The sequence below is a fragment of the Klebsiella sp. RCJ4 genome (assembly GCF_009025755.1).
Taxonomy (GTDB): domain Bacteria; phylum Pseudomonadota; class Gammaproteobacteria; order Enterobacterales; family Enterobacteriaceae; genus Klebsiella; species Klebsiella michiganensis.
The window spans coordinates 256536-279188 of sequence record NZ_WCIN01000043.1; the positions used below are offsets into that span (position 1 = coordinate 256536).

17 protein-coding genes are annotated in these 22653 nt (G+C 58.3%); 11 read left to right on the forward strand and 6 right to left on the reverse strand.

The genetic code is table 11. The features are described from left to right. The first annotated feature begins 22 nt into the window (after nucleotides 1–22). Together F8562_RS24105 and F8562_RS24110 are read left to right on the forward strand one after the other, a co-directional pair. On the forward strand, nucleotides 23–1420 hold the full coding sequence (locus F8562_RS24105; protein ID WP_014839387.1) for an FAD/NAD(P)-binding protein: 1398 nt from the start codon (nucleotides 23–25) through the stop codon (nucleotides 1418–1420). 73 nt (nucleotides 1421–1493) lie between these two features. Continuing rightward, the gene (locus tag F8562_RS24110) at nucleotides 1494–2900 is read left to right on the forward strand and encodes an LLM class flavin-dependent oxidoreductase (protein WP_094909267.1); all 1407 of its coding nucleotides are present in this window, start codon (nucleotides 1494–1496) and stop codon (nucleotides 2898–2900) included. A gap of 165 nt (nucleotides 2901–3065) precedes the next feature. Here F8562_RS24110 and F8562_RS24115 read toward each other — a convergent pair whose 3' ends face one another. The 5 genes from F8562_RS24115 to queF all read right to left on the reverse strand — a co-directional run bounded on the left by F8562_RS24115 (nucleotide 3066) and on the right by queF (nucleotide 9732). Next, entirely contained in the window at nucleotides 3066–4007 is a 942-nt protein-coding gene (locus tag F8562_RS24115; RefSeq protein ID WP_014226608.1) for an aliphatic sulfonate ABC transporter substrate-binding protein, read from the reverse strand. Nucleotides 4008–4155: 148 nt separating this feature from the next. Continuing rightward, entirely contained in the window at nucleotides 4156–5523 is a 1368-nt protein-coding gene (locus tag F8562_RS24120; RefSeq protein WP_014226607.1) for an L-serine ammonia-lyase, read from the reverse strand. Nucleotides 5524–5573: 50 nt separating this feature from the next. After that, nucleotides 5574–6863, reverse strand: a complete 1290-nt coding sequence (locus tag F8562_RS24125; RefSeq protein WP_004124376.1) for an HAAAP family serine/threonine permease — start codon at nucleotides 6861–6863, stop codon at nucleotides 5574–5576. 544 nt (nucleotides 6864–7407) lie between these two features. After that, on the reverse strand, nucleotides 7408–8775 hold the full coding sequence (ppnN, locus tag F8562_RS24130) for a nucleotide 5'-monophosphate nucleosidase PpnN (protein ID WP_094909266.1): 1368 nt from the start codon (nucleotides 8773–8775) through the stop codon (nucleotides 7408–7410). A gap of 111 nt (nucleotides 8776–8886) precedes the next feature. After that, complete coding sequence (gene queF, locus F8562_RS24135; protein WP_004853651.1) at nucleotides 8887–9732, reverse strand: NADPH-dependent 7-cyano-7-deazaguanine reductase QueF; 846 nt, start codon at nucleotides 9730–9732, stop codon at nucleotides 8887–8889. Nucleotides 9733–9801: 69 nt separating this feature from the next. Here queF and syd point away from each other — a divergent pair, with 69 nt between their 5' ends. From syd to F8562_RS24180, 8 genes are all read left to right on the forward strand, one after another. Further along, nucleotides 9802–10359: a SecY-interacting protein gene (gene syd / locus F8562_RS24140; protein WP_014839385.1), complete on the forward strand. Its 558-nt coding sequence runs from the start codon at nucleotides 9802–9804 to the stop codon at nucleotides 10357–10359. Nucleotides 10360–10992: 633 nt separating this feature from the next. After that, on the forward strand, nucleotides 10993–11322 hold the full coding sequence (locus tag F8562_RS24145; protein ID WP_014226604.1) for a YqcC family protein: 330 nt from the start codon (nucleotides 10993–10995) through the stop codon (nucleotides 11320–11322). After that, entirely contained in the window at nucleotides 11322–12116 is a 795-nt protein-coding gene (truC, locus tag F8562_RS24150) for a tRNA pseudouridine(65) synthase TruC (RefSeq protein WP_014226603.1), read from the forward strand. The genes F8562_RS24145 and truC overlap by 1 nt, the downstream gene beginning before the upstream one ends. A gap of 2 nt (nucleotides 12117–12118) precedes the next feature. Next, nucleotides 12119–12562, forward strand: coding sequence for a flavodoxin (locus F8562_RS24155; RefSeq protein WP_014226602.1), 444 nt, complete (start codon nucleotides 12119–12121; stop codon nucleotides 12560–12562). 484 nt (nucleotides 12563–13046) lie between these two features. Continuing rightward, nucleotides 13047–14405 carry a galactarate/glucarate/glycerate transporter GudP gene (gene gudP, locus F8562_RS24165; protein WP_004124361.1) on the forward strand — a complete coding sequence of 453 codons (1359 nt, stop codon included), beginning with the start codon at nucleotides 13047–13049 and terminating at the stop codon, nucleotides 14403–14405. Next, nucleotides 14402–15742 carry an enolase C-terminal domain-like protein gene (locus F8562_RS24170; protein ID WP_014226601.1) on the forward strand — a complete coding sequence of 447 codons (1341 nt, stop codon included), beginning with the start codon at nucleotides 14402–14404 and terminating at the stop codon, nucleotides 15740–15742. The genes gudP and F8562_RS24170 overlap by 4 nt, the downstream gene beginning before the upstream one ends. A gap of 19 nt (nucleotides 15743–15761) precedes the next feature. After that, nucleotides 15762–17102 (forward strand): glucarate dehydratase, encoded by a 1341-nt coding sequence (gene gudD / locus F8562_RS24175; RefSeq protein WP_014226600.1) that lies wholly within the window; start codon nucleotides 15762–15764, stop codon nucleotides 17100–17102. 71 nt (nucleotides 17103–17173) lie between these two features. Further along, a complete protein-coding gene (locus F8562_RS24180) occupies nucleotides 17174–18313 on the forward strand; it encodes a glycerate kinase (RefSeq protein ID WP_014226599.1) in 1140 nt (379 codons plus the stop codon). Nucleotides 18314–18362: 49 nt separating this feature from the next. Here F8562_RS24180 and barA read toward each other — a convergent pair whose 3' ends face one another. Beyond that, nucleotides 18363–21116 carry a two-component sensor histidine kinase BarA gene (barA, locus tag F8562_RS24185; protein ID WP_014226598.1) on the reverse strand — a complete coding sequence of 918 codons (2754 nt, stop codon included), beginning with the start codon at nucleotides 21114–21116 and terminating at the stop codon, nucleotides 18363–18365. Between the two features lie 122 nt (nucleotides 21117–21238). On the opposite strand from barA, the gene rlmD reads away from it, so the two are divergent. Further along, the gene (rlmD, locus tag F8562_RS24190; protein WP_042934162.1) at nucleotides 21239–22582 is read left to right on the forward strand and encodes a 23S rRNA (uracil(1939)-C(5))-methyltransferase RlmD; all 1344 of its coding nucleotides are present in this window, start codon (nucleotides 21239–21241) and stop codon (nucleotides 22580–22582) included. Nucleotides 22583–22653: the final 71 nt, after the last annotated feature.

The window sequence follows — 22653 nt, forward strand, 5'->3', positions numbered from 1 at the left end:
CGATTTGTGAAGGCGGTGGGCTATGCAAACTGAACCGCACGTGGTGATTGTCGGCGGCGGATTTAGCGGTGCGGCGGTGGCGATTCATCTCCTGCGCCTGGCGCCGGTTGGCGTGCGGGTCACGCTGCTGGAGCCGCGCGAGGTGCCCGGCGCGGGCGTGGCCTACTCCACGACCGAACCGAGCCATCGGATTAACGTTCCTGCCGCGCGGATGCAGCTTGCCGGTGAAGAGGAGGGCGCGTTCGATCGCTGGTACCGCAGCCAGCCTGCCTTTGCGGATGACCCGCATGCCCTGCTGGCAGACGGCGCGGTCTATCCGCAGCGCGGTCAGTTTGGCCGCTATGTCGCCCAGCGTTTCGCCGAGGAGGCGCGCGCCAGCGGCGGGCGGCTGACGCATCTGCGCGAGCAGGCGCTGAGCGTTAATCATGGTGAAGTTGTCACAGACGGCGGGCGTCGGCTGCAGGCCGATCTGCTGGTGCTGGCCATCAGCCATCCGCCGCCTTCGCTGCCGTCGCTGGCGACGCCGTTCGCAACGCATCCGGCGCTCATCGCTAACCCCTGGCGAGCGGGCGCGCTGGCAACTATCACCCCGGAAGCGAGCGTCGCGGTCATGGGCACCGGCCTGACGATGGCGGACACCGTCGCGACCCTGACGCGTCTGGGCCATCGGGGGCCGATCGCGGCATTTTCACGCCGCGGGCTGCTGTCCCGCAGCAACCTCAGCGGCAGTAGTGAACCCTGGCCTGGCGAATACGATCGCGGAACGCTGCGCCAGCGGCTGCGGCAAATCCGTCTGGATATCGAGCGCGCGGCGGAGCAGGGACAGGCCTGGCAGGTGGTGCTGGACGCGGTGCGTAATCAGGGGCAGAGCATCTGGCAGGGGCTGACGGTGGGCGATCGCCAGCGCTTCCTGCGTCATTTGCGCAGCTACTGGGACGTTCACCGCTACCGTATCGCTCCGCAGGTCGCCGGGGTCCTTGAGCAGCGCCAGCGCGACGGCAGCCTGCGGGTGCTGGCGGCCAGGCTGACGGCGCTGGAAGGCGACGCGCAAAAGCTGGCGCTAACCCTGACGCCCCGGCGCGGTGAAACGCTGCGGGTGAGCGCTGACCACTTTATTTTAACCACCGGCCCGGCGCACGGCGGGTTGACCGACAGCCAGCCGCTGCTGCGTCAGCTGAGCCAGCGTGGGCTGATTCGCGCCGATGCGTTCGGCCTTGGCCTGGACGTCGATCCCCGCTCGCGGGCGATAGGCCGGGAAGGGCGGATTACGCCCAATCTGCTGGTTTCCGGACCCGCCGCGCGGGCGTATTTCGGAGAATTAATGGGGCTGCCGCAGGTGGCCGACCATGCCGCCGCCGTGGCCGACGAAGCGCTGCGGACCCTGGGCGTCAAACAATCCGCCCGATGTCCGGCGTTCTGAACGCCTTTTATCCCCTGATTCCTTTAATGATTATGCGCGCGTCCCGACAGCGGGGCGCGCCGTGGAGAGTGCTATGTCATCACAACGTGAAATTCGTCTGAACGCTTTTGATATGAACTGCGTCGGCCATCAGTCGCCGGGGCTGTGGGCCCATCCGCGCGACCGCTCCTGGCAGTATAAAGACCTCGAGTATTGGGTCGACCTGGCGCGTCTGCTGGAGCGGGGCAAGTTTGACGGGCTATTTATCGCCGATGTGCTGGGCGTCTACGACGTGCTGAACGGCAACGGCGATGCGGCGATCCGCCAGGCGGCGCAGGTGCCGGTCAACGATCCGCTGGCGCTGATTACGCCGATGGCGCTGGTGACGGAGCATCTGGGATTCGGCCTGACCGCTTCGCTCTCTTTTGAGCATCCCTATCCGTTCGCCCGCCGTCTTTCAACCCTCGACCATCTGACCAAGGGGCGAGTGGGCTGGAATATCGTGACCTCCTATCTTGAGAGCGGGGCGCGTAATATTGGCCAGAAAGCGCAGACCGACCACGACGCCCGCTACGACTACGCCGATGAATATCTGGAGGTGGTCTATAAGCTGCTGGAGGGGAGCTGGGAGGATGGCGCGGTGCTGCGCGACAGGGAACGTAGGATCTTCAGCGATCCGCGAAAAATTCACCCGATTAACCATCAGGGCAACTTCTTCTCGGTGCCGGGGATCCACCTCTGCGAGCCGTCGCCGCAGCGTACGCCGGTGCTCTATCAGGCGGGCGCCTCCAGCCGCGGCAAGCAGTTCGCCGCCGGCCACGCGGAGTGCGTATTTGTCGGCGCGCCGTCGAAAGTGCTGCTGAAAAAGACGGTGGCGGATATTCGCCGTCGCGCCGAGGAGGCCGGGCGCGATCCGCGCAGCATCCTGATCTTCAATATGCAGACGGTCATCGTCGGCGAAACCGACCGTGAAGCTCAGGCTAAATGGCAGGAGTATAAACCGTACGTCAGCTACGAAGGGGCGCTGGCGCTGCTCTCCGGCTGGACCGGCATCGACCTTGGTCAGTATCAGCCGGATCAGGTGCTGGAGTATCTGCATACCAACGCGATTCAGTCGATGGTAGAGGCGTTTTCCACCGCCGATCCGAACAGCCAGTGGACCGTGCAGAAGCTGGCGGACTGGGCGGGGATCGGCGGCTTCGGGCCGCTGGTGGTCGGCAGCCCGCAGACGGTCGCCGATGAGCTGCAGTCCTGGGTCGAAGAGACCGACGTCGATGGGTTTAACCTCGCCTATGCGGTGACCCACGAAACCTTCCGCGACGTGGTGGATTTGCTGGTTCCGGAGCTGCAAAAGCGCGGCGTGTTTAAGCAGGAGTATCGCGAGGGAACCCTGCGCGAGAAGCTGTTTGGCGCCGGCCCGCGGCTGGCTGCGCCGCATCCGGGCGCAGGCTATCGCTACGGCGCGCAGGTCGCGGTCGGAAGTGAAGAGAAGGTGAGTTAATTTTGCCGGTCCCCCTCTCCTCGAAGGGTGAGGGGCTGAACTGTGGGGCGGGAGGTTTTTCCCGGAGGCGGCGCTTGACGCGCCTGTCCGGGCTACGGATCCACCGCCGTCTGCGGGCCGGTAGCCCGGGTAAGGCGCCTGCGCCGCGACCCGGGAAGGGAAGACTTACTGCTTATCCAGCGACCAGGTCGCGCTGCGAACATCGACTTTCACCGGCAGCAGGCCGATACGGGTGAAGGTATCCGCCAGCGCCTGCTGTTCGTTATAGACCGCAGGCGTCATACGCTCGGCACCATAAGGCAGACGCGCCAGCGTCTTCAGCCAGATAGCCTTATCCAGCCCGGTTGAGGTGGAGAGGATCCCGGCGGCATCGTCCTGATGACTGTTGGCCCATTCGCTCAGTTTACCCAGCTCATCCACCACCTGCTTTGCGGTATCCGGATAGGTGTCGGCAAATTTGCGGCTGGCCAGGTAGAAGGTGTAGTGCGGCACCAGCCCTTCGGCATTGCCAATCTGTCGCGCTTTGGCGTTCGTTTCCACTTCGGCGAGGAACGGATCCCAGATAACCCAGGCGTCAATAGCGCCGCGCTGGAAGGCGGCGCGGGCGTCAGCAGGCGGCAGATAGACCGGCGTGATATCTTTATAGCTCAGCCCGGCTTTCTCCAGCGCGGTCACCAGCAGGTAGTTTACGTCGGAGCCTTTATTGAGCCCCACGCGCTTGCCCTTAAGATCGGCCACGCTCTTAATTGCCGAGTTTTCCGCCACCACGATGGCCTCGGTTTTTGGGTTCGCCGGGGAGTGGGCTAAATAGACCAGATCCGCCTGCGCCGCCTGAGCAAAGGCCGGCGGCGCATCGCCGGTGGCGGCGAGGTCGATGCTGCCGACGTTCAGCCCTTCCAGCATCTGCGGCCCGGCGGGAAATTCAATCCAGCGGACGGCGATACCCTGCTTTTTGAAGCTTTCATCGAGGGTGCCGCGATATTTAAGCAGCGCGAAGATATTGGCTTTCTGATAACCGATATTCACGGTTTCCGGCGCTTTCGCCAGCGCGGAAGCGGATAAGCCTGCCAGCAGTAGCAGCAGCGCCGGGCGGGATAATCTGAGCATGATTTGTTCTCCTTGAGCGGTTTTTCCGTAAGGTAACAAATCGTCTTTATAACTAATAAATAACTAAATTATCATTTATATAACATAAATGAAGGAGGAGGGCAGGGAAAAGAAGCCCGGCATGCCGCAGCATACCGGGAGGGGGGCGTTAATCGCAGGCGACAATCTTCATTGCCAGGCCGCCGCGCGAGGTTTCACGATATTTGGCGTTCATATCTTTGCCCGTTTCGTACATGGTCTCGATGACTTTATCGAGGCACACCCGCGGCTCGCTGGTGCGGCGCAGGGCCATACGCGCGGCGTTGACCGCCTTGACCGCTGCGATAGCGTTACGCTCGATGCACGGCACCTGCACCTGGCCGGCAACCGGATCGCAGGTGAGACCGAGGTTGTGCTCCATACCAATTTCCGCCGCGATGCATACCTGACCCGGACTGCCGCCAAGCAGTTCAGCCAGACCGGCCGCCGCCATTGAACAGGCTACGCCGACTTCACCCTGGCAGCCCACTTCGGCGCCGGAAATCGAGGCGTTCATCTTATAGAGCGAGCCAATGGCGCTGGTGACCAGCATATAGCGCGCCAGCGAGTTGGCGTTCACTTTGCGGATGAACTTGTCGTAGTAGGCCAGCACCGCAGGTACGATACCGCAGGCGCCGTTGGTCGGTGCGGTCACGACGCGCCCGCCGGCGGCGTTCTCTTCGTTAACCGCCAGGGCGAACATGTTAATCCAGTCAACGACCGCCATCGGGTCACTGTTGGTGTTGTCCTGGCTTACCAGCATCCGGCGCAGCGCGGCGGCGCGACGCGGCACCCGCAGCTTGCCCGGCAGAACCCCCTCGGTGGTGATGCCGCGCTCAATTCCGCTGCTCATCACTTCCCAGACCGCGGCAAAATGCTGCTCCAGCGCTTCTTTACTGTGCAGCGCCAGCTCGTTTTGCATCATCAGACCGGAGAGCGATAGCCCGCTTTCGCGGCAGTGGCGCTGCAGATCGGCGGCGTTTTTATACGGATAAGGTACGGCGACCGGCGCTTCGCGGGTCACGCCGAAATGGTCTTCATCGACGATAAACCCGCCGCCGATGGAGTAATACGTCTGGCTGTAGAGAACCTTCTCGCCGCCGAGGGCGGTAATACGCATGCCGTTTTCATGCCGCGACAGGTTGTCGGCGTGGAAATTCATGCACCGATCGACCGGGAACGCCACTTCCTGCTGGCCGTTTGCCAGCATCAGGCGGCCATGGGTGTTGACGTCCTGGATAAAGCCGGGAATCGCGTCGATGTCGACGGTATCCGGCAGGTTGCCCGCCAGGCCCATAATAATCGCGATATCGGTATGGTGGCCTTTTCCCGTCAGGGAAAGGGAGCCGTAGACATCGACGACGACTTTGGTTACCTCGGAAAGCAGCCCGCGCTCAATAAGATCGTCCGTGAATTGTTTGCCCGCTTTCATCGGTCCAACGGTGTGGGAGCTGGAAGGGCCAATGCCGATTTTAAAAATATCGAATACGCTGATCATGATGCATCCAGTGCTGTCGGGAGCGCCGCCGTCAGGCGGCGCGGGGGATATTAACTAAACAGAGAGTAGAAAATCGCGGAGATAGCAATCAGGCCCATAATCACCACGAAAACGTTGCTGACGTGGCCGCTGTATTTACGCATCGCCGGGACTTTCTGAATCGCGTACATCGGCATCAGGAACAGAATCATCGCGATAATCGGGCCGCCCAGGGTTTCGATCATCCCGAGGATGCTGGGGTTCAGCGTCGCCACAATCCAGGTGGTGACCAGCATGAACAGGGCGGTGATTTTGTTCAGTTTATTGATTTCGATGGACTTGCCTTTACCGCGCAGGGATTTAATCACCATGCCGTTAAAGCCTTCGCGAGCGCCCAGGTAGTGGCCAAGGAAGGATTTAGTGATGGCGATCATCGCAATGATCGGCGCCATCCAGGCGATGATCGGCGCGTTAAAGTGGTTCGCCAGGTAAGACAGAATCGAGATGTTCTGATCTTTCGCCGCCGCCAGATCCGCCGGGGAGAGGCTCAGTACGCAGCTGAAGACGAAGAACATGACGGTCAGCACCATCATGATGTGCGCGCGGGCCAGAATGCTGGAGCATTTTTTCTCTGCGCCCTGGCCGTACTCTTCGCGTTTCGCGACGGCGAAGGAGGAGATGATCGGCGAGTGGTTAAAAGAAAACACCATCACCGGAATCGCCAGCCACAGGGTCATCCATAGGCCGTTGCCGGTCGCGGTCGCGCTGCTCAGGGAGAGGGTTTCCAGCGCCGCGCCGTTCCACTGCGGGATCAGATAAAAGGCCAGAATCATCAGCGCGACCACGAACGGGAACACCAGCACGCTCATCGCTTTCACAATCATCTGCTCGCCGAAGCGCACGATGGTCATCATGCCGACAATCAGAATCAGGGAAAGAATGGCGCGAGGCGGCGGCGTTATGTGCAGCTGGTGCAGCATAAAGCTTTCCACGGTGTTGGTGATCGCCACGCTGTAGACCAGCAGAATCGGGTAGATGGCGAAGAAGTAGAGCAGGGTAATCAGCTTACCTGCGCCAACGCCGAAATGCTCTTCGACCACTTCAGTGATGTCTTCGCCCGGATTCTTACCGGACAGCACGAAACGGGTCATCCCGCGGTGGGCGAAGAAGGTCATCGGGAAGGCCAGAATCGCCATGATGATCAGCGGGATCATACCGCCGACGCCGGCGTTGATCGGCAGAAACAGGACGCCCGCGCCGATAGCCGTGCCGTACAGGCCCAGCATCCACATGGTGTCCGTCTTACGCCAACCGCTACGGGTAGCATCCGAAACGATGGTGCTGGTTTGAGTGGTTTCCATCTGTATCTCCTGGAGGAAGCAACAAAATCTATTGAATAAAAAAGACCAAATAATATGAAATTCGTTTGTTTACGGTTTTTTAGGCATTTTCTCCGTAACAATTGGTGCGGGAAGATACATTTATATGGTGAATGCATCAGTGATCGCGATCTCAAATGCAATAATCCACTTTAAATGTAAGCAATTTTAGTCCAACAGCCTGTTTCTGGTGATCAGCCAGAGATTTGTGGCGCGGAGGCTATCATTTTCAGCATATGAGAGAATAGTGGCGCGACGTAATAACGAGGTTTTTACTGTAAAAATGCGAAGTTCTCGACGTTTTTACGTTAAAAGGCGTTTTTCCTGGTGATATTTATTGCAGTTTTTGGAAACGCAAACGATTGGCTTTTGTAAAGACGATGCTAAAAATTCATAAAAGGAATGATTTATCTGGAAAGCATACGGGCGAATGGAGAAGCGAAAAAGCGGAGAAAGAGTGCGGCCCGGGCGGGGAGAAATAGCCCGGGGGCGTAAGCCGCCGCCCGGGAGAAGAGCAGAAGAGAACTCAGGAACAGATTTCGTAGCAGGGGATGTAAGCGGTGCCGCCCGGCAGCTTCATACGATGCTGCGCCACAAAGCCCTGCAGCAGATCGTCCATGCGGCGCATCATTGCCGGGTCGCCGTGAATCTTATACGGGCCGAATTTCTCGATAGCCTGGATACCCACCTCTTTAACGTTACCGGCGACGATACCGGAGAAGGCGCGGCGGAGGTCCGCTGCCAGCACTTCCACCGGCTGGTCCGGATAGAGCTTAAGATTGGCCATATTCTCATGGGTCGGATCGAACGGCATCTGCAGGTCCGGCTCAATGCGCATCGACCAGTTGAAGCTGTAGGCGTCGCCGGTCTCGCGGCGATTCTCTTTCACCATCGGCATCGCTTTTTTCATCTGCCGGGCCACTTCCGCGGCGTCGTCAACGATAATGCGATAGTGACGACGGGCGGCTTCACCCAGCGTATGGACGATAAACTCATCCAGCACGCGGAAATAATCGGCGCTCTCTTTTGGCCCGGTGAGAATCAGCGGCAGAACCTGCGACTTGTTCGACGGGTGCATCAAAATGCCCAGCAGATAGAGCAGCTCTTCCGCCGTGCCCACGCCGCCCGGGAAGATGATGATGCCGTGGGCGATGCGCACGAACGCCTCCAGGCGTTTTTCGATATCCGGCATGATGATCAGTTCGTTCACCAGCGGGTTCGGCGGCTCGGCGGCGATAATCGACGGCTCGGTCATACCGATAAAGCGGCTGTCTCTGTAACGCTGCTGCGCGTGGCCGACGGCGGCGCCTTTCATCGGTGCTTCCATCGCGCCCGGTCCACAGCCGGTACAGATATTCAGTTCGCGCAGGCCCAGCTGGGTGCCGACGCGGCGGGCGTACAGATATTCGTTTTCGTTAATCGAGTGGCCGCCCCAGCAGACAATCATGTTTGGCGCTTCGCCGACGTGCAGGGCGCGGGCGTTACGCAAAATGGAGAATACCAGGTTGGTGATATGTACCGAGCTTTCAAGATCGAGATTCGGGAAGCGAACGGTGTTGTGGATCTGGCCGTAGACGAACAGGATATCGCGCAGTACGGCAAACAGGTTGGCCTGCAGGGAACGGATAATACGCCCGTCAACGAAAGCGTCTTCCGGCGGGTTGATCAGTTCCAGCTTCACGCCGCGTTCGCGACGCAGCACGTTAATATCGAAGTTCTCAAAACGAGACAGAAGCTCCTTGCTGTTATCGGTCAGGCTCCCCGAGTTGAGCACAGCAAGCGAGCAGTTGCGAAAGAGTTGATACAGGTCACTGCTGGCGGTGCGTTTAAGCATATCCACTTCCAGCTGCGACAGCATATCCATTGAACCAAGCGGGCTAACATGTGTAATCAAGTGAACTCCTTACAGGACGATTATCGTCTTCCTGTGATTACAATAGCCCTGCTGATGGCGTTTTCACAACCTTGCGCGCGGGTTAACGCACGCAAATTGTGAAAATGTTTACTATTGACGGGCGAGGCGACCGGTGGCCGGCACAAAATCGGTATTGCTGCGCCACGGGTTGATATCGAGACCGCCTCGTCGCGTGTAGCGCGCATAAACGGAAAGGGCTTCCGGCTGGCAGAAACGCTGAATGTCATTGAAGATGCGCTCTACGCACTGCTCGTGGAACTCGTTGTGATGGCGGAATGACACCAGATAGCGCAGCAGCTTTTCGCGATCGATTTTCGCCCCGCGATACTGGATTTGCACCGACCCCCAGTCTGGCTGGTGGGTAATCAGGCAGTTGGACTTCAGCAGATGGCTGACCAGGGTCTCTTCGACCACTTTGCCGGCCGCGGCGTCCTGCAGGTAATCGGCGCTGAACTGGTAATTATCGATTTCAATATCCTGGTCGTCGATGCAGGTGCCGTGCAGATGAGCGACCGGCTGGCCTTCGAGCTCATCGAGGCGATACAGCGCTACCTTCACTTCTCCTTGCGCACAGGCGCTGAGATCGCGCGCCAGCGTCGCCTCGACCGCCTGCCAGTCGGCAAAGCGCGTCTGGTTGAAGCTGTTGAGATAGAGCTTAAAGCTTTTTGATTCCACCAGGTTTACGGTGGTATCGCTGAGCTCCACGTGGCCCACGGCGACCTGCGGCAGGCCTTTGGCGTTCAGCCAGGAGAGCTCATACAGCGTCCAGATATCGGCACCGTGAAACGGCAGGTTATCGGCGTGCAGATCCAGCGGGTCGCGGTTCAGGCTGCGCGGGACGCCCTGAAGCAGGCTGGCGTCGTAGGTATCGCGGTAATCGGTTGATTTTCCGAGCGTCAGGCCGGCCAGCGCCTGATGATTATCGTAAGAAGACATGTTTCACCATAGTTAAAGCGGTTACACTATATGCCAAGTGTATCCTGTCTAACGTGAAGAGAGAAACCGGTGGACCAGCAAACCGCAGAAGCGCTACAAGCATTTACCCAACGTTATTGTGAGGCGTGGCAGCAGCAGCGCTCCAGCCTGCCGCGCAGCGAAGAGCTTTACGGTATCCCGTCGCCGTGCGTCAACGGCACGGATGATGACGGCGTTTTCTGGCAGCCGCAGCCGTTTTCATTAGCACAAAATATTGACGCGGTTGAACGGGCGCTGGAGATTGTGGTACAACAACCGCTTCATGCTTATTATACCACTCAGTTTGCCGGTGATATGCAGGCGCGTTTTGCCGATGAAACCGCCGATGAAACCATGACGCTGCTGCAAACCTGGAGCCCGGATGATTTCCAGCGGGTGCAGGAGAATCTGATTGGTCATCTGCTGGTGCAAAAGCGTTTGAAGCTGTCGCCCACGCTGTTTATCGCCACGCTGGACAGCGAACTGGAGGTCATTTCGGTCTGTAATATGAGCGGTGAAGTGATCAAAGAGACCCTCGGCACCCGAAAACGGACGACCCTTTCTCCCTCGCTTGCGAATTTCCTTAATTCCCTTAAGCCAGTTCTGTAATCCACACTACCCAAACTTTTGTGAGAGATCTCTTACAAGACCTGTAAGAGATCGTCATCATTTAAGCCGATCCTCCAGGGGTCGTATTTTAAGAAATATAATATTTTTCAAGTGATTAATGATTTTCTCATTAAGGATACTGACGATTAATCTTAAGATATTGTCTTAACAAGGGTTGTAAGACAGGGCGGAATCAGGGATTCTATACACATCGACAGGGAGTTGATAAACGAAGTGAACATCAGGATGATGACGCTTCTGCAGGACCCGCCAGGATGGCGTTGCAAGGACAGGCTTCAGGATGAAGCACAGGATAACGCAGGATTGCGTAAAAGGACACCTCCAGGAAGGAGAACGAGAGCCGAGCGGGACGTTCGGTGGATCAGGAAGATCAGGACAGACTTAAGGATGAGTTATTTCGCATCGGGGTGGTGTGAAAGCAGGATGCAACTGTTTATGGATGAACATGGTCAGGAGACCTCAGGAAAAGTTTTCAAGGACGAGCAGGGAGCACCAATGTAGCTGGATTGCTGCAAAACGAACCGGGAGCACTGTTTTATACAGTGCTCCCTTTTTTTATTTCTCGTCTGAATTTGCTATTCTGCGCCGGTTTTTAACTCACCGAGGTTTCCCATGACTCTTGACCATCGCGTGCGCGAGCGCCTGCTCGCCATTGAAGCGCTGCTGCGCGAAACGGAACACTGGCAGGATAGTGCCCCCGATAGCCGCGCGTTTGCCAGCGAACAGCCGTTTTGCCTCGACACCATGGAGCCGCTTGAATGGCTGCAGTGGGTATTGATTCCGCGTATGCACCAGCTTCTGGAAAGCGGAACGCCGCTGCCGCAGAACTTCGCCGTTGCGCCCTATTATGAGATGGCTCTGGATAATGCTCACCCCGTGCGCGAGCGGGTGCTGGCCGAACTGGTCCTGCTGGATGCGCTGTTTGCCGGCGGCGAAGCCTGATGCTGGAGATTTTATATCAGGACCAGTGGCTGGTCGCGGTGAACAAGCCATCGGGCTGGCTGGTGCACCGCAGCTGGCTGGATCGTGATGAAAAAGTGGTGGTGATGCAGACCGTGCGCGACCAGATAGGCCAGCACGTGTTCACCGCCCATCGCCTCGACAGGCCGACGTCCGGCGTGCTGCTGATGGGGCTGTCGAGCGAAGCGGGAAGATTGCTGTCGCAGCAGTTCGAGCAGCATCAAATGCAGAAACGCTATCATGCGATCGCTCGCGGCTGGCTGAACGACGAAGCGGTGCTTGATTACCCGCTGGTTGAGGAACTGGATAAAATCGCCGATAAGTTTGCCCGCGAAAATAAAGACCCGCAGCCGGCGGTGACGCATTATCGCGGCCTGGCGACGGTAGAGATGCCGGTGGCGACCGGCCGTTACCCCACGACCCGCTATAGCCTGGTGGAGCTGGAACCGAAAACCGGACGTAAACACCAGCTACGTCGCCATCTTGCCCATCTTCGCCATCCGATTATCGGCGATAGCAAACACGGCGATTTGCGGCAGAATCGCAGCGCGGCGGCGCACTTTGGCTGCGATCGGCTGATGCTGCACGCCAGCCAGCTCTCGTTAACGCATCCCTTTACCGGCGAACCGTTGGTTATTCGCGCCGGTCTTGACGACGTCTGGATGCGCGCGCTGTCGCAGTTTGGCTGGCGCGGCCTTCTCCCGCTAAATGAAAGGGTTGAGTTTGCCGACGACTGCGGTCAGGATGAAGAGATACAGGTCAATTCAGGGAGATAGTCATGGCAGAAGTCGGAATTTTTGTCGGCACGATGTATGGAAATTCGCTCCTGGTCGCCGAAGAGGCGCAGGCTATTTTGAGCGGGCTGGGGCATCAGGCGAAAGTCTTTGAGGATCCCGAGGTCAAAGACTGGGAGTCGTATAGCGGTAGATATGTGCTGGTGGTGACATCGACCACCGGACAGGGCGATTTACCGGACAGTATCGTGCCCTTGTACGAAGGCATCAAAGATATGTATCAGCCGCATTTACGCTATGGGATTATCGCCCTGGGCGATAGCACCTACGCTAACTTCTGCGGCGGCGGCCTAAAGTTTGATGCGTTATTGCAAGAACAGGGCGGCACGCGCGTTGGCGAGATGCTGATGATTGACGCCAGCGAAGATCCGGAACCCGAAAGCGTCTCTAACCCGTGGGTCACGCAGTGGGCGTCGCTGCTCGATTAAAAAGTTTCGCCCTCTCCCTACACTAGAGGGCGCTCCTTTTTTACTGATGTTCAATGCCAGAGCCAGATTAACGGTCAAAAAGATCGTACCAATTCTCCACGTGGCTGGCTTCGGGCATTTGCCTTAAAACCTGTGTAATGCCAGGGCCTTTACCGGGCTATTTCACGGGGTCAAGAGAGTTGATTCACACTCCTGCCTTTTGCACCGTCGTTTCCGCCTCTGAACGCGCGCGGTTTTTCATTTCCGTGAACCATCCCCCATCTCATTAGGCATACGCCATAAATCACATTTACTCAGCCGGTGAAAGCTGTGTATTTGCACGGTGAGCCCGCCAGCCCCTCTTTTTATACTTTCCCTGCCAGTTCCCAATGCAGTGCCAGATATAACGAAAACAATGAAAAACACTAACACGTCATTCTGAGTACCCTACAGGTTGTGCTGTTCAGAATGAACGTAGCTAACGCTATGATTCAGGAGTGCAACAATGAGTTCATTAAGTCAGGCGGCGAGCGGCGCTGAAAAGCGCACCAATGCTCGCTACTGGATAGTGGTGATGCTGTTTATCGTCACATCCTTCAACTACGGCGACCGCGCCACCTTATCCATTGCCGGATCGGAGATGGCCAAAGATATTGGTCTTGACGCCGTTGGCATGGGGTATGTTTTCTCCGCGTTTTCATGGGCCTATGTGATCGGCCAAATCCCGGGCGGTTGGCTGCTTGACCGCTTCGGTTCAAAACGCGTCTACTTCTGGTCCATTTTTATCTGGTCCATGTTTACCCTGCTGCAGGGCTTCGTCGATATCTTCAGCGGCTTCGGCATTATCGTCGCGCTGTTTACCCTGCGTTTCCTTGTCGGCCTGGCCGAAGCGCCATCTTTCCCCGGAAACAGCCGTATCGTCGCGGCATGGTTCCCGGCGCAGGAGAGGGGCACCGCGGTGGCTATCTTTAACTCCGCGCAATACTTTGCCACCGTTATTTTTGCGCCAATCATGGGTTGGCTGACCCATGAGGTGGGCTGGTCGCACGTGTTCTTCTTTATGGGCGGCCTCGGGATTATCATCAGCTTTGTCTGGCTGAAGGTCATTCATGAACCCAACCAGCATCCGGGCGTGAACCAAAAAGAGCTGGATTACATCGCCGCAGGCGGCGCGCTGATCAATATGGATCAGGCGGCGGCCAAAGCCAAGGTGCCGTTTAGCGTAAAATGGGGGCAAATTAAGCAGCTGCTGGGCTCCCGCATGATGATTGGCGTCTATATCGGACAGTACTGCATTAACGCTTTAACCTATTTCTTTATCACCTGGTTCCCGGTTTATCTGGTGCAGGCGCGCGGCATGTCCATTCTGAAAGCCGGTTTTGTCGCTTCGGTGCCGGCTATCTGCGGCTTCGCGGGCGGCGTGCTCGGCGGGATTATTTCCGACTGGCTGATGCGTCGTACCGGCTCGCTGAACATCGCGCGTAAAACGCCGATCGTGATGGGGATGCTGCTGTCGATGGTGATGGTGTTCTGTAACTACGTCAACGTGGAGTGGATGATCATCGGCTTTATGGCGCTGGCCTTCTTCGGTAAAGGCATCGGCGCGCTGGGCTGGGCGGTCATGGCGGATACGGCACCGAAAGAGATCAGCGGGCTGAGCGGCGGTCTGTTCAACATGTTCGGCAATATCTCCGGCATCGTGACGCCGATTGCGATTGGCTACATCGTTGGCACCACCGGTTCGTTTAACGGCGCGCTGATTTATGTGGGCGTCCATGCGCTGGTGGCGGTGCTGAGCTATCTGGTTCTGGTCGGCGATATTAAGCGTATTGAACTGAAACCTGTGGCAGGACAATCATCATGACAACGCAATCGAGCCCCGTTATCACGGACATGAAGGTTATCCCGGTGGCCGGGCAGGACAGTATGCTGCTCAATATCGGCGGTGCCCATAACGCGTACTTTACCCGTAATATCGTGGTGCTGACCGACAGCGCCGGCAATACCGGCGTCGGCGAAGCGCCCGGCGGCGAGGTGATTTATCAGACGCTGGTGGAGGCGATCCCGATGGTTTTGGGGCAGGAAATCGCCCGCTTGAATAAAGTGGTTCAGCAGGTGCATAAAGGCAACCAGGCCGCGGATTTTGACACCTTTGGTAAAGGCGCCTGGACGTTCGAACTGCGGGTGAACGCGGTGGCGGCGCTGGAGGCTGCGCTGCTGGATCTGCTGGGCAAGGCGCTCAACGTGCCGGTTTGCGAACTGCTGGGGCCGGGCAAGCAGCGCGATGCGGTGACCGTGCTGGGCTACCTGTTCTACGTGGGCGATCGTACGAAGACCGATCTGCCCTATCTGGAAAGCACGCCGGGCAGCCACGCGTGGTATCGCCTGCGTCATCAGGAAGCGCTGAACAGCGAGGCGGTGGTGCGGCTGGCGGAAGCCGCGCAGGATCGCTACGGCTTTAAAGATTTCAAACTCAAGGGCGGCGTGCTGCCCGGCGAGCAGGAGATCGAAACCGCCCGCGCGCTGAAGAAGCGTTTCCCGGATGCGCGCATTACGGTCGACCCAAACGGCGCCTGGCTGCTGGATGAAGCCATCGCCCTGTGCAAAGGGCTGAACGATGTGCTGACCTACGCCGAAGACCCCTGCGGCGCCGAGCAGGGCTTTTCCGGCCGCGAAGTGATGGCGGAATTCCGCCGCGCCACCGGTTTGCCGGTGGCAACTAACATGATCGCCACCAACTGGCGCGAAATGGGCCATGCGGTGATGCTGAACGCCGTGGATATTCCGCTGGCCGATCCGCACTTCTGGACCCTGTCCGGCGCGGTGCGCGTGGCGCAGCTGTGCGATGACTGGGGCCTGACCTGGGGCTGCCATTCCAATAACCACTTTGATATTTCACTGGCCATGTTCACCCACGTCGGTGCGGCGGCGCCGGGTAACCCCACGGCCATCGATACCCACTGGATTTGGCAGGAGGGAGATTGCCGCCTGACCAAAAATCCGCTGGAGATTAAGCACGGAAAAATTGCTGTTCCGGACGCGCCAGGACTTGGCGTTGAGCTGGACTGGGAGCAGGTACAGAAAGCGCATGAGGCGTATAAAAAGCTGCCCGGCGGCGCGCGTAATGACGCAGGCCCAATGCAGTACCTGATCCCCGGATGGACTTTTGACCGTAAACGCCCCGTTTTCGGCCGTCACTGATTTGAATAAGGACTAAATTATGAGCGCACAATTTTCGACCCCCGTTGTTTCTTCTATGCAGGTCATTCCGGTCGCGGGCCACGACAGCATGCTGATGAACCTGAGCGGCGCACACGCCCCGTTCTTCACGCGCAATATTGTGGTGATCAAAGATAATTCCGGCCATACCGGCGTCGGTGAAATCCCCGGCGGAGAGAAAATCCGCACCACCCTGGAGGACGCGATCCCGCTGGTGGTCGGTAAGACGCTGGGTGAATATAAAAACGTGCTGACCGCCGTGCGCAATACTTTCGCCGACCGCGACGCCGGTGGACGCGGTTTGCAGACCTTCGATCTGCGTACCACAATTCACGTAGTGACCGGGATCGAAGCGGCGATGCTTGACCTGCTGGGCCAGCATCTGGGCGTGAACGTGGCGTCTCTGCTGGGCGATGGCCAACAGCGCAGCGAAGTGGAAATGCTCGGCTACCTGTTCTTCGTCGGCAACCGTAAAGCCACGCCGCTGCCGTATCAGAGCCAGCCCGATGACAAATGCGACTGGTATCGCCTGCGTCATGATGAAGCGATGACCCCGGATGCGGTGGTGCGCCTGGCGGAAGCGGCGTATGAGAAATATGGCTTTAATGACTTTAAACTGAAAGGCGGCGTACTGGCCGGGGAAGAGGAAGCGGAGTCCATCGTTGCGCTGGCGAAGCGCTTCCCGCAGGCGCGCGTGACCCTCGATCCGAACGGCGCGTGGTCGCTGGATGAAGCGATCAAAATTGGCAAATACCTGAAAGGCTCTCTGGCCTATGCGGAAGATCCGTGCGGCGCAGAACAGGGCTTCTCCGGACGCGAAGTGATGGCGGAGTTCCGCCGCGCCACCGGCCTGCCGACGGCGACCAATATGATCGCGACCGACTGGCGTCAGATGGGCCACACGCTGTCGCTGCAGTCCGTCGATATCCCGCTGGCGGATCCGCACTTCTGGACCATGCAGGGTTCCGTCCGCGTGGCGCAGATGTGCCACGAGTTTGGCCTGACCTGGGGCTCGCACTCTAACAACCACTTTGATATCTCGCTGGCGATGTTTACCCACGTGGCAGCGGCAGCGCCGGGTAAAATTACCGCCATCGACACCCACTGGATCTGGCAGGAGGGTAACCAGCGTCTGACCAAAGAGCCCTTTGAAATTAAAGGCGGGATGGTACAGGTACCGGCGAAACCGGGTCTGGGCGTGGAGCTCGATATGGATAGGGTGATGAAAGCTCATGAGCTGTACCAGAAACACGGCCTGGGCGCGCGCGATGACGCGATGGGCATGCAGTATTTGATCCCGAACTGGACGTTTGATAACAAGCGTCCGTGCATGGTGCGCTAAAGAAATACCGGTCCCTTCGGGGACCGGTTTCCTGCACGGCGTCGGGTAATCGTTCATTTTAAGGACAGCATATGAAGATAGTGATCGCACCGGATTCATACAAGGAGAGCCTGAGTGCGCTGGATGTCGCAACCGCGATAGAACAAGGTTTTCGGGAAATTTACGCCGATGCGGAGTACGTCAAGCTGCCGGTTGCCGACGGTGGCGAAGGAACCGTTGAAGCCATGGTTGCCGCGACCCAGGGATGCCGGATTGCGGTCACCGTCACCGGTCCGCTCGGTGAACCCGTGGAGGCCTTCTATGGCCTGTCGGGCGATAGGCAGTGCGCGTTTATTGAAATGGCGGCGGCAAGCGGCCTGGAGAGCGTACCGCCGGCGCGGCGAAATCCTTTGCTGACCACTTCATGGGGGACCGGCGAGCTGATTCGCCATGCGCTGGATGCCGGAGTGAGGCAAATTATTATCGGCATCGGCGGCAGCGCGACGAACGACGGCGGCGCCGGGATGGTGCAGGCGCTGGGGGCGAAACTGCTGACCAAAGATAACCAGCAGATTGCCGCCGGCGGACGCGCGCTGGAGAGCCTCGCGCGCATCGACGTTAGCGAACTTGATAAACGCCTGGCCGGCTGTCGTATTGACGTCGCTTGCGATGTTACCAACCCGCTGACGGGACCACAGGGCGCGACGGCGGTATTTGGGCCGCAGAAAGGGGCGACGGCGGAGATGATCCCCTGCCTTGACAACGCGCTGGCCCATTTTGCCGATATTATCCATCGCGATTTAGAACTTGATGTGCTGCATCTTGAAGGCGGCGGCGCGGCGGGGGGAATGGGCGCGGGCCTGTACGCCTTTTGCGGCGCAAAGCTGCGGCCGGGCATTGAGATTGTGACCGATGCGCTCCATCTTGCCGATATCGTGGCGGATGCGGACCTGGTGATCACCGGCGAAGGGCGTATCGATAGCCAGACGGTTCACGGCAAAGTGCCGGTTGGCGTGGCGAGGGTGGCAAAACGCTACAACCTGCCGGTCATCGGCATTGCCGGGAGCCTGACGGCTGACGTCGGCGTCGTGCATCAGCACGGCCTGGATGCGGTATTCAGCGTGATTTATTCCGTTTGCACCCTGGAGCAAGCACTGGAAAATGCCGCCGAAAACGTACGTATGACGGCGAGAAACGTCGCCGCCGTGCTGAAAATGGGCCGGCTATTATAGGTTTTTCCCCGGTCGCGAAGCGCAGACCGGGGCTCGCGTTTTACATCCTCTAAATCCCCAACAGCTTACAGGCTTCGCGCGCGACGTTGTCCATTTCATCCAGCAGCTCCAGAAACTCCGGCTCCATCTCCTCGGCGGCGGTGCCCGCGCGTAGCTGGCTCTCAAGGGTGTGACACAGTTTTTTCAGCCGCGGCACGCCGCTATAGCTACAGCTGCCGTGAAGCTTATGAATGAGATCCAGCAGGCCTTCCGGCTGCTCTCCCACCAGCTGTTCTTCTACCTTGTTACGCACCTCCGGCATAAAGGCGAGCAGCATCTGCAGCATTTCCCGCGCCAGATCTGGTTTCATCGCCGCCTGACGCAGCGCCAGCTGCCAGTCGAGGGTGATGTCATGGTTAACGGGCGGCTCAACAGGCTCCGCGGCGACCTGCGGCGGTAGCGTCTTTCCCGGCTTGTAGCGCAGCAGCAGGCTGTAGAGCTTATCCTCCTCAATGGGTTTCGCCAGATAGTCGTTCATCCCCGCGCTGAGTAATTTCTCTCGCTGCCCTTCCAGGGCGTGGGCGGTCACGGCGATCACCGGCGTTTGCTGCTGATGAGGGAGCTGGTGAATCAGTTCGCAGGCGCGGATCCCATCCATCTCCGGCATCTGAATATCCATCAGAATCAGATCCTGCTGCGTTTCTCTGGCCCGCTCGACGGCGTGCTGGCCGCTGTCGCAGAGGATAACGTGCTGGACTAAATCCTCCAGCAGGGCGCCGATAAGCTTGAGATTCGCCGGATTGTCATCAACGGCCATGACCGTCATCGGAAGCTTCTTACTATCGGAACGCGGCGGCAGAACCGTCGGCTGCGTCTGGCAGGAGGCCGTCAGCGCCGGCAGTAAGCGCGTTGAGGTCAGTGGCTTAAGCAAACAGGCGGCAATGCCGTCCTGACGCAGCGTTTCGGCGCTGACCTGGGCGTGGCACGGCAGGGCCAGCACCAGGTGATCGGCAAGCTTGCTGGCTCTTTCCAGCTTATCGCGATGCTGGCTCAGGTCACGTATTGATACGGGAATGCCGGCCAGCAGGATATCGTAGTGAGCATCCGGTAGGGCGGTCATCGTCGGACTGTAAACCACCTCCAGCGGCGTTGTCGCCAGTAGCTCCATCGTACACTGCGCCGCCGCCGCGTTGGCCTCGATATAGGCCAGCTTTTTACCCGCCAGGCACTGGGTTGGCACGCTGTCGGGAACCGCGTTGGGGTTGAGGTCAAGGCTGATATGGAACCAGAACGTCGAGCCGCGATTAGGCTGGCTATGGAAGGAGATATCGCCGCCCATCTCTTTCACCAGCCGCTGGGTGATGACCAGCCCAAGTCCGGTTCCGCCGTGGCGACGGGAGATGCTGGCGTCGGCCTGGCGGAACGCCTGGAACAGACGCGACTGATCGCGTTCAGGAATCCCGATACCGGTATCGTGGATCTGGACTTCAATTTGTACCCTTGAGTTGCTGATGGCGCGCTGTTCCACCAGCACGTCGATATTGCCGTGTTCGGTAAACTTAATGGCGTTGCCCATCAGGTTGGTAATAATTTGCTGCAGGCGCAGCGGGTCGCCAATGACGTTATCCGGCACATCGTTTTTGATATTCAGCGTCAGCTCCAGCCCCTTATCGTGCGCCGAGTGCGCCAGCAGCGTGACCACCTCGTCCAGCGAAGTGCGCAGCAGGAACGGAATACTCTCCAGAATAAGCTTCCCGGCTTCGAGCTTAGAGAAGTCCAGAACATCGTTAATGATGGCCAGCAGATTATTCGCGGAACGCTCAATGGTCGTCAGGTGATCGCGCTGGGTGGTGTTTAAGTCGGTCTTCAGCGTCAGGCGGGTAAAGCCAATGACGCCGTTGAGCGGGGTGCGCAGTTCATGAGACATATTGGCGAGGAATTCGGATTTGATTCGCGCCGCTTCCTGCGCGCGTTTTTTCGCCAGGTCCAGCTCGACGTTCTGGATTTCCATCTGTTCAAGCGTTTCCCGCAGATCCGATGTCGCCTGATCGACGTTATGCTGCATCTCTTCGTGGTAGGCCGCCAGCGACATGGCCATGGAGTTGATACCGTTTTTCAGCATATCCAGCTCGCCGAGCATAAAGCCTTCGACGCGGCTATCAAGCTGGCCCCGGCGGATGCGGTCAACGGTATTCACCATATTGCGGATCGGCCCGGTCACGTCGCGCATCAGCCGCCAGCCGAAGATCAGCGCAATACCGATACAGAACAGCATCATCACGCTGGAGATAAAGATCTCTTTGTACTGCTGTAGCCGCACCGATTTGAGATCCATCTCAAGCGCCACGTAGCCCAGCATATTGTCCGGCATCTTGGCATCGCTTCCCGGCGATTCATCCGGTGAATAGCTTTCCGAGATAATAGGGGTACGCAAAATCATCAAATCGCCGTGGCGCACCACGCTCAGGCGGCGGGGAAAGGGTTCCCCTTTTGGCAGCTGAAGTTCGCCGGGATCGAGCTGAAAGTTAGAGGTGACAAACAGCCTGTTGTGCGAGTCGTAGATGGAAATGGCGCGCACAATATCGGAGTGGCGGCGGTGCAGCACGCTGATGAGCTGCCCGATTGACTCGCGGTTTTGCAAATTCATGCCATATTCACTGGAGACCGCCAGCGGTTCGATAATACTGGCGCCAGCATCCTCCAGCTGGCGCTGTAGGTCGTTATAGCGGTGTGCGACGAAGAAAATACTGAGCAGCAGACCGATCAGAACGGTAGGCGCCAGAATAAGAATCATCATGCGGGCACGAAGGCTGTAGTTGGTCATGCGGTTCCATTATGGGAGAATATACACATCATCTTTCAGGAGGCTAGTGCGTTGTTACTCTGGCTCATCCTGACCGAACTCTTATCCAGAGTCAGTATATTTAATTGAGACAAATCTCTACGATGGCGCAATTCTACTCTGCAAAACGGCGTGTGACGACGCGCCAGATCATAACCGTTACAGTAAATGACCTTGACCCCTTCGGCCAGGGCGTTGCGCGTCATCAGGGTAAGGCGCTGTTTATCAGCGGTTTATTGCCACAGGAGCAGGCTGACGTTGTTGTGGTCGAAGATAAAAAGCAGTACGCCCGCGCCCAGGTTAAACGCCGTCTTAGCGATAGCCCGCAGCGGCAGGCGCCGCGCTGCCCGCATTTTGGCATCTGCGGCGGGTGCCAGCAGCAGCACGCCAGCATTGAGCTGCAGCAGCAGAGCAAACGCGCCGCGCTCGCGAGGCTGATGAAGCGCGACGTTGATGACATTATAGCCGCTTCGCCGTGGGGCTATCGCCGCCGGGCGCGTCTGAGCTTGAATTATCAGCCAAAGTCCCAACAATTACAGATGGGCTTCCGCAAGGCTAACGCCAGCGAGATCGTCGATGTGGTGCAGTGCCCCGTTTTGGTGCCCACTCTTGGTGCGTTATTGCCTGCGGTACGTGAATGTCTTAGCGAATTGAAATCGGTGCGTCAGCTTGGCCACGTTGAGCTGGTGCAGGCGGATAACGGCCCGCTGATGGTATTGCGCCATACGGCGGCGCTTCCCGCGGCAGATAAAGAAAAGCTGGAACGTTTTTCGCAATCTCACGGTCTTTCCCTGTACCTCGCCCCGCAAAGCGAGATACTGGAACATATTCGCGGGGAAGCCCCCTGGTATACCTCGGACGGTCTACGCTTAGTGTTCAGTCCGCGCGATTTTATCCAGGTGAACGATGGCGTAAACCAGCTGATGGTGCGCACGGCGCTGGAATGGCTGGATATCCAGCCTCAGGATCGCGTGCTGGACCTCTTTTGCGGCATGGGCAACTTTACCCTGCCGCTGGCGAAGCGTGCGGCGCAGGTGGTTGGCGTTGAAGGGGTTCCCGCGCTGGTGGCGAAGGGCCAGGAGAACGCGGCGTTGAACGGGTTGCATAATGTGACTTTCTTCCATGAGAACCTGGAAGAGGACGTCACCCGCCAGGTGTGGGCGAAGCACGGTTTTGATAAGGTCTTGCTCGACCCGGCGCGCGCCGGCGCGGCGGGCGTTATGTTACATATTATAAAATTAGCGCCGCGTCGGGTGGTGTATGTTTCATGTAACCCGGCGACCCTGGCGCGCGATAGCGACGTTTTATTGCAGGCGGGATATACCATTCAACGCCTGGCGATGCTCGATATGTTCCCGCATACCGGACATCTGGAATCAATGGTGTTGTTTGAGCACAAGAATCATTCAAATCGCAGTGAAGCGGCATCCTCAGAAGCAGGTGACTGAGATAAAAGACGAACGCCAGCGTTGGCGCGGTTTGAAGGATGAAGTGTAAAAGTTGAGGCTTGCCGACTTCG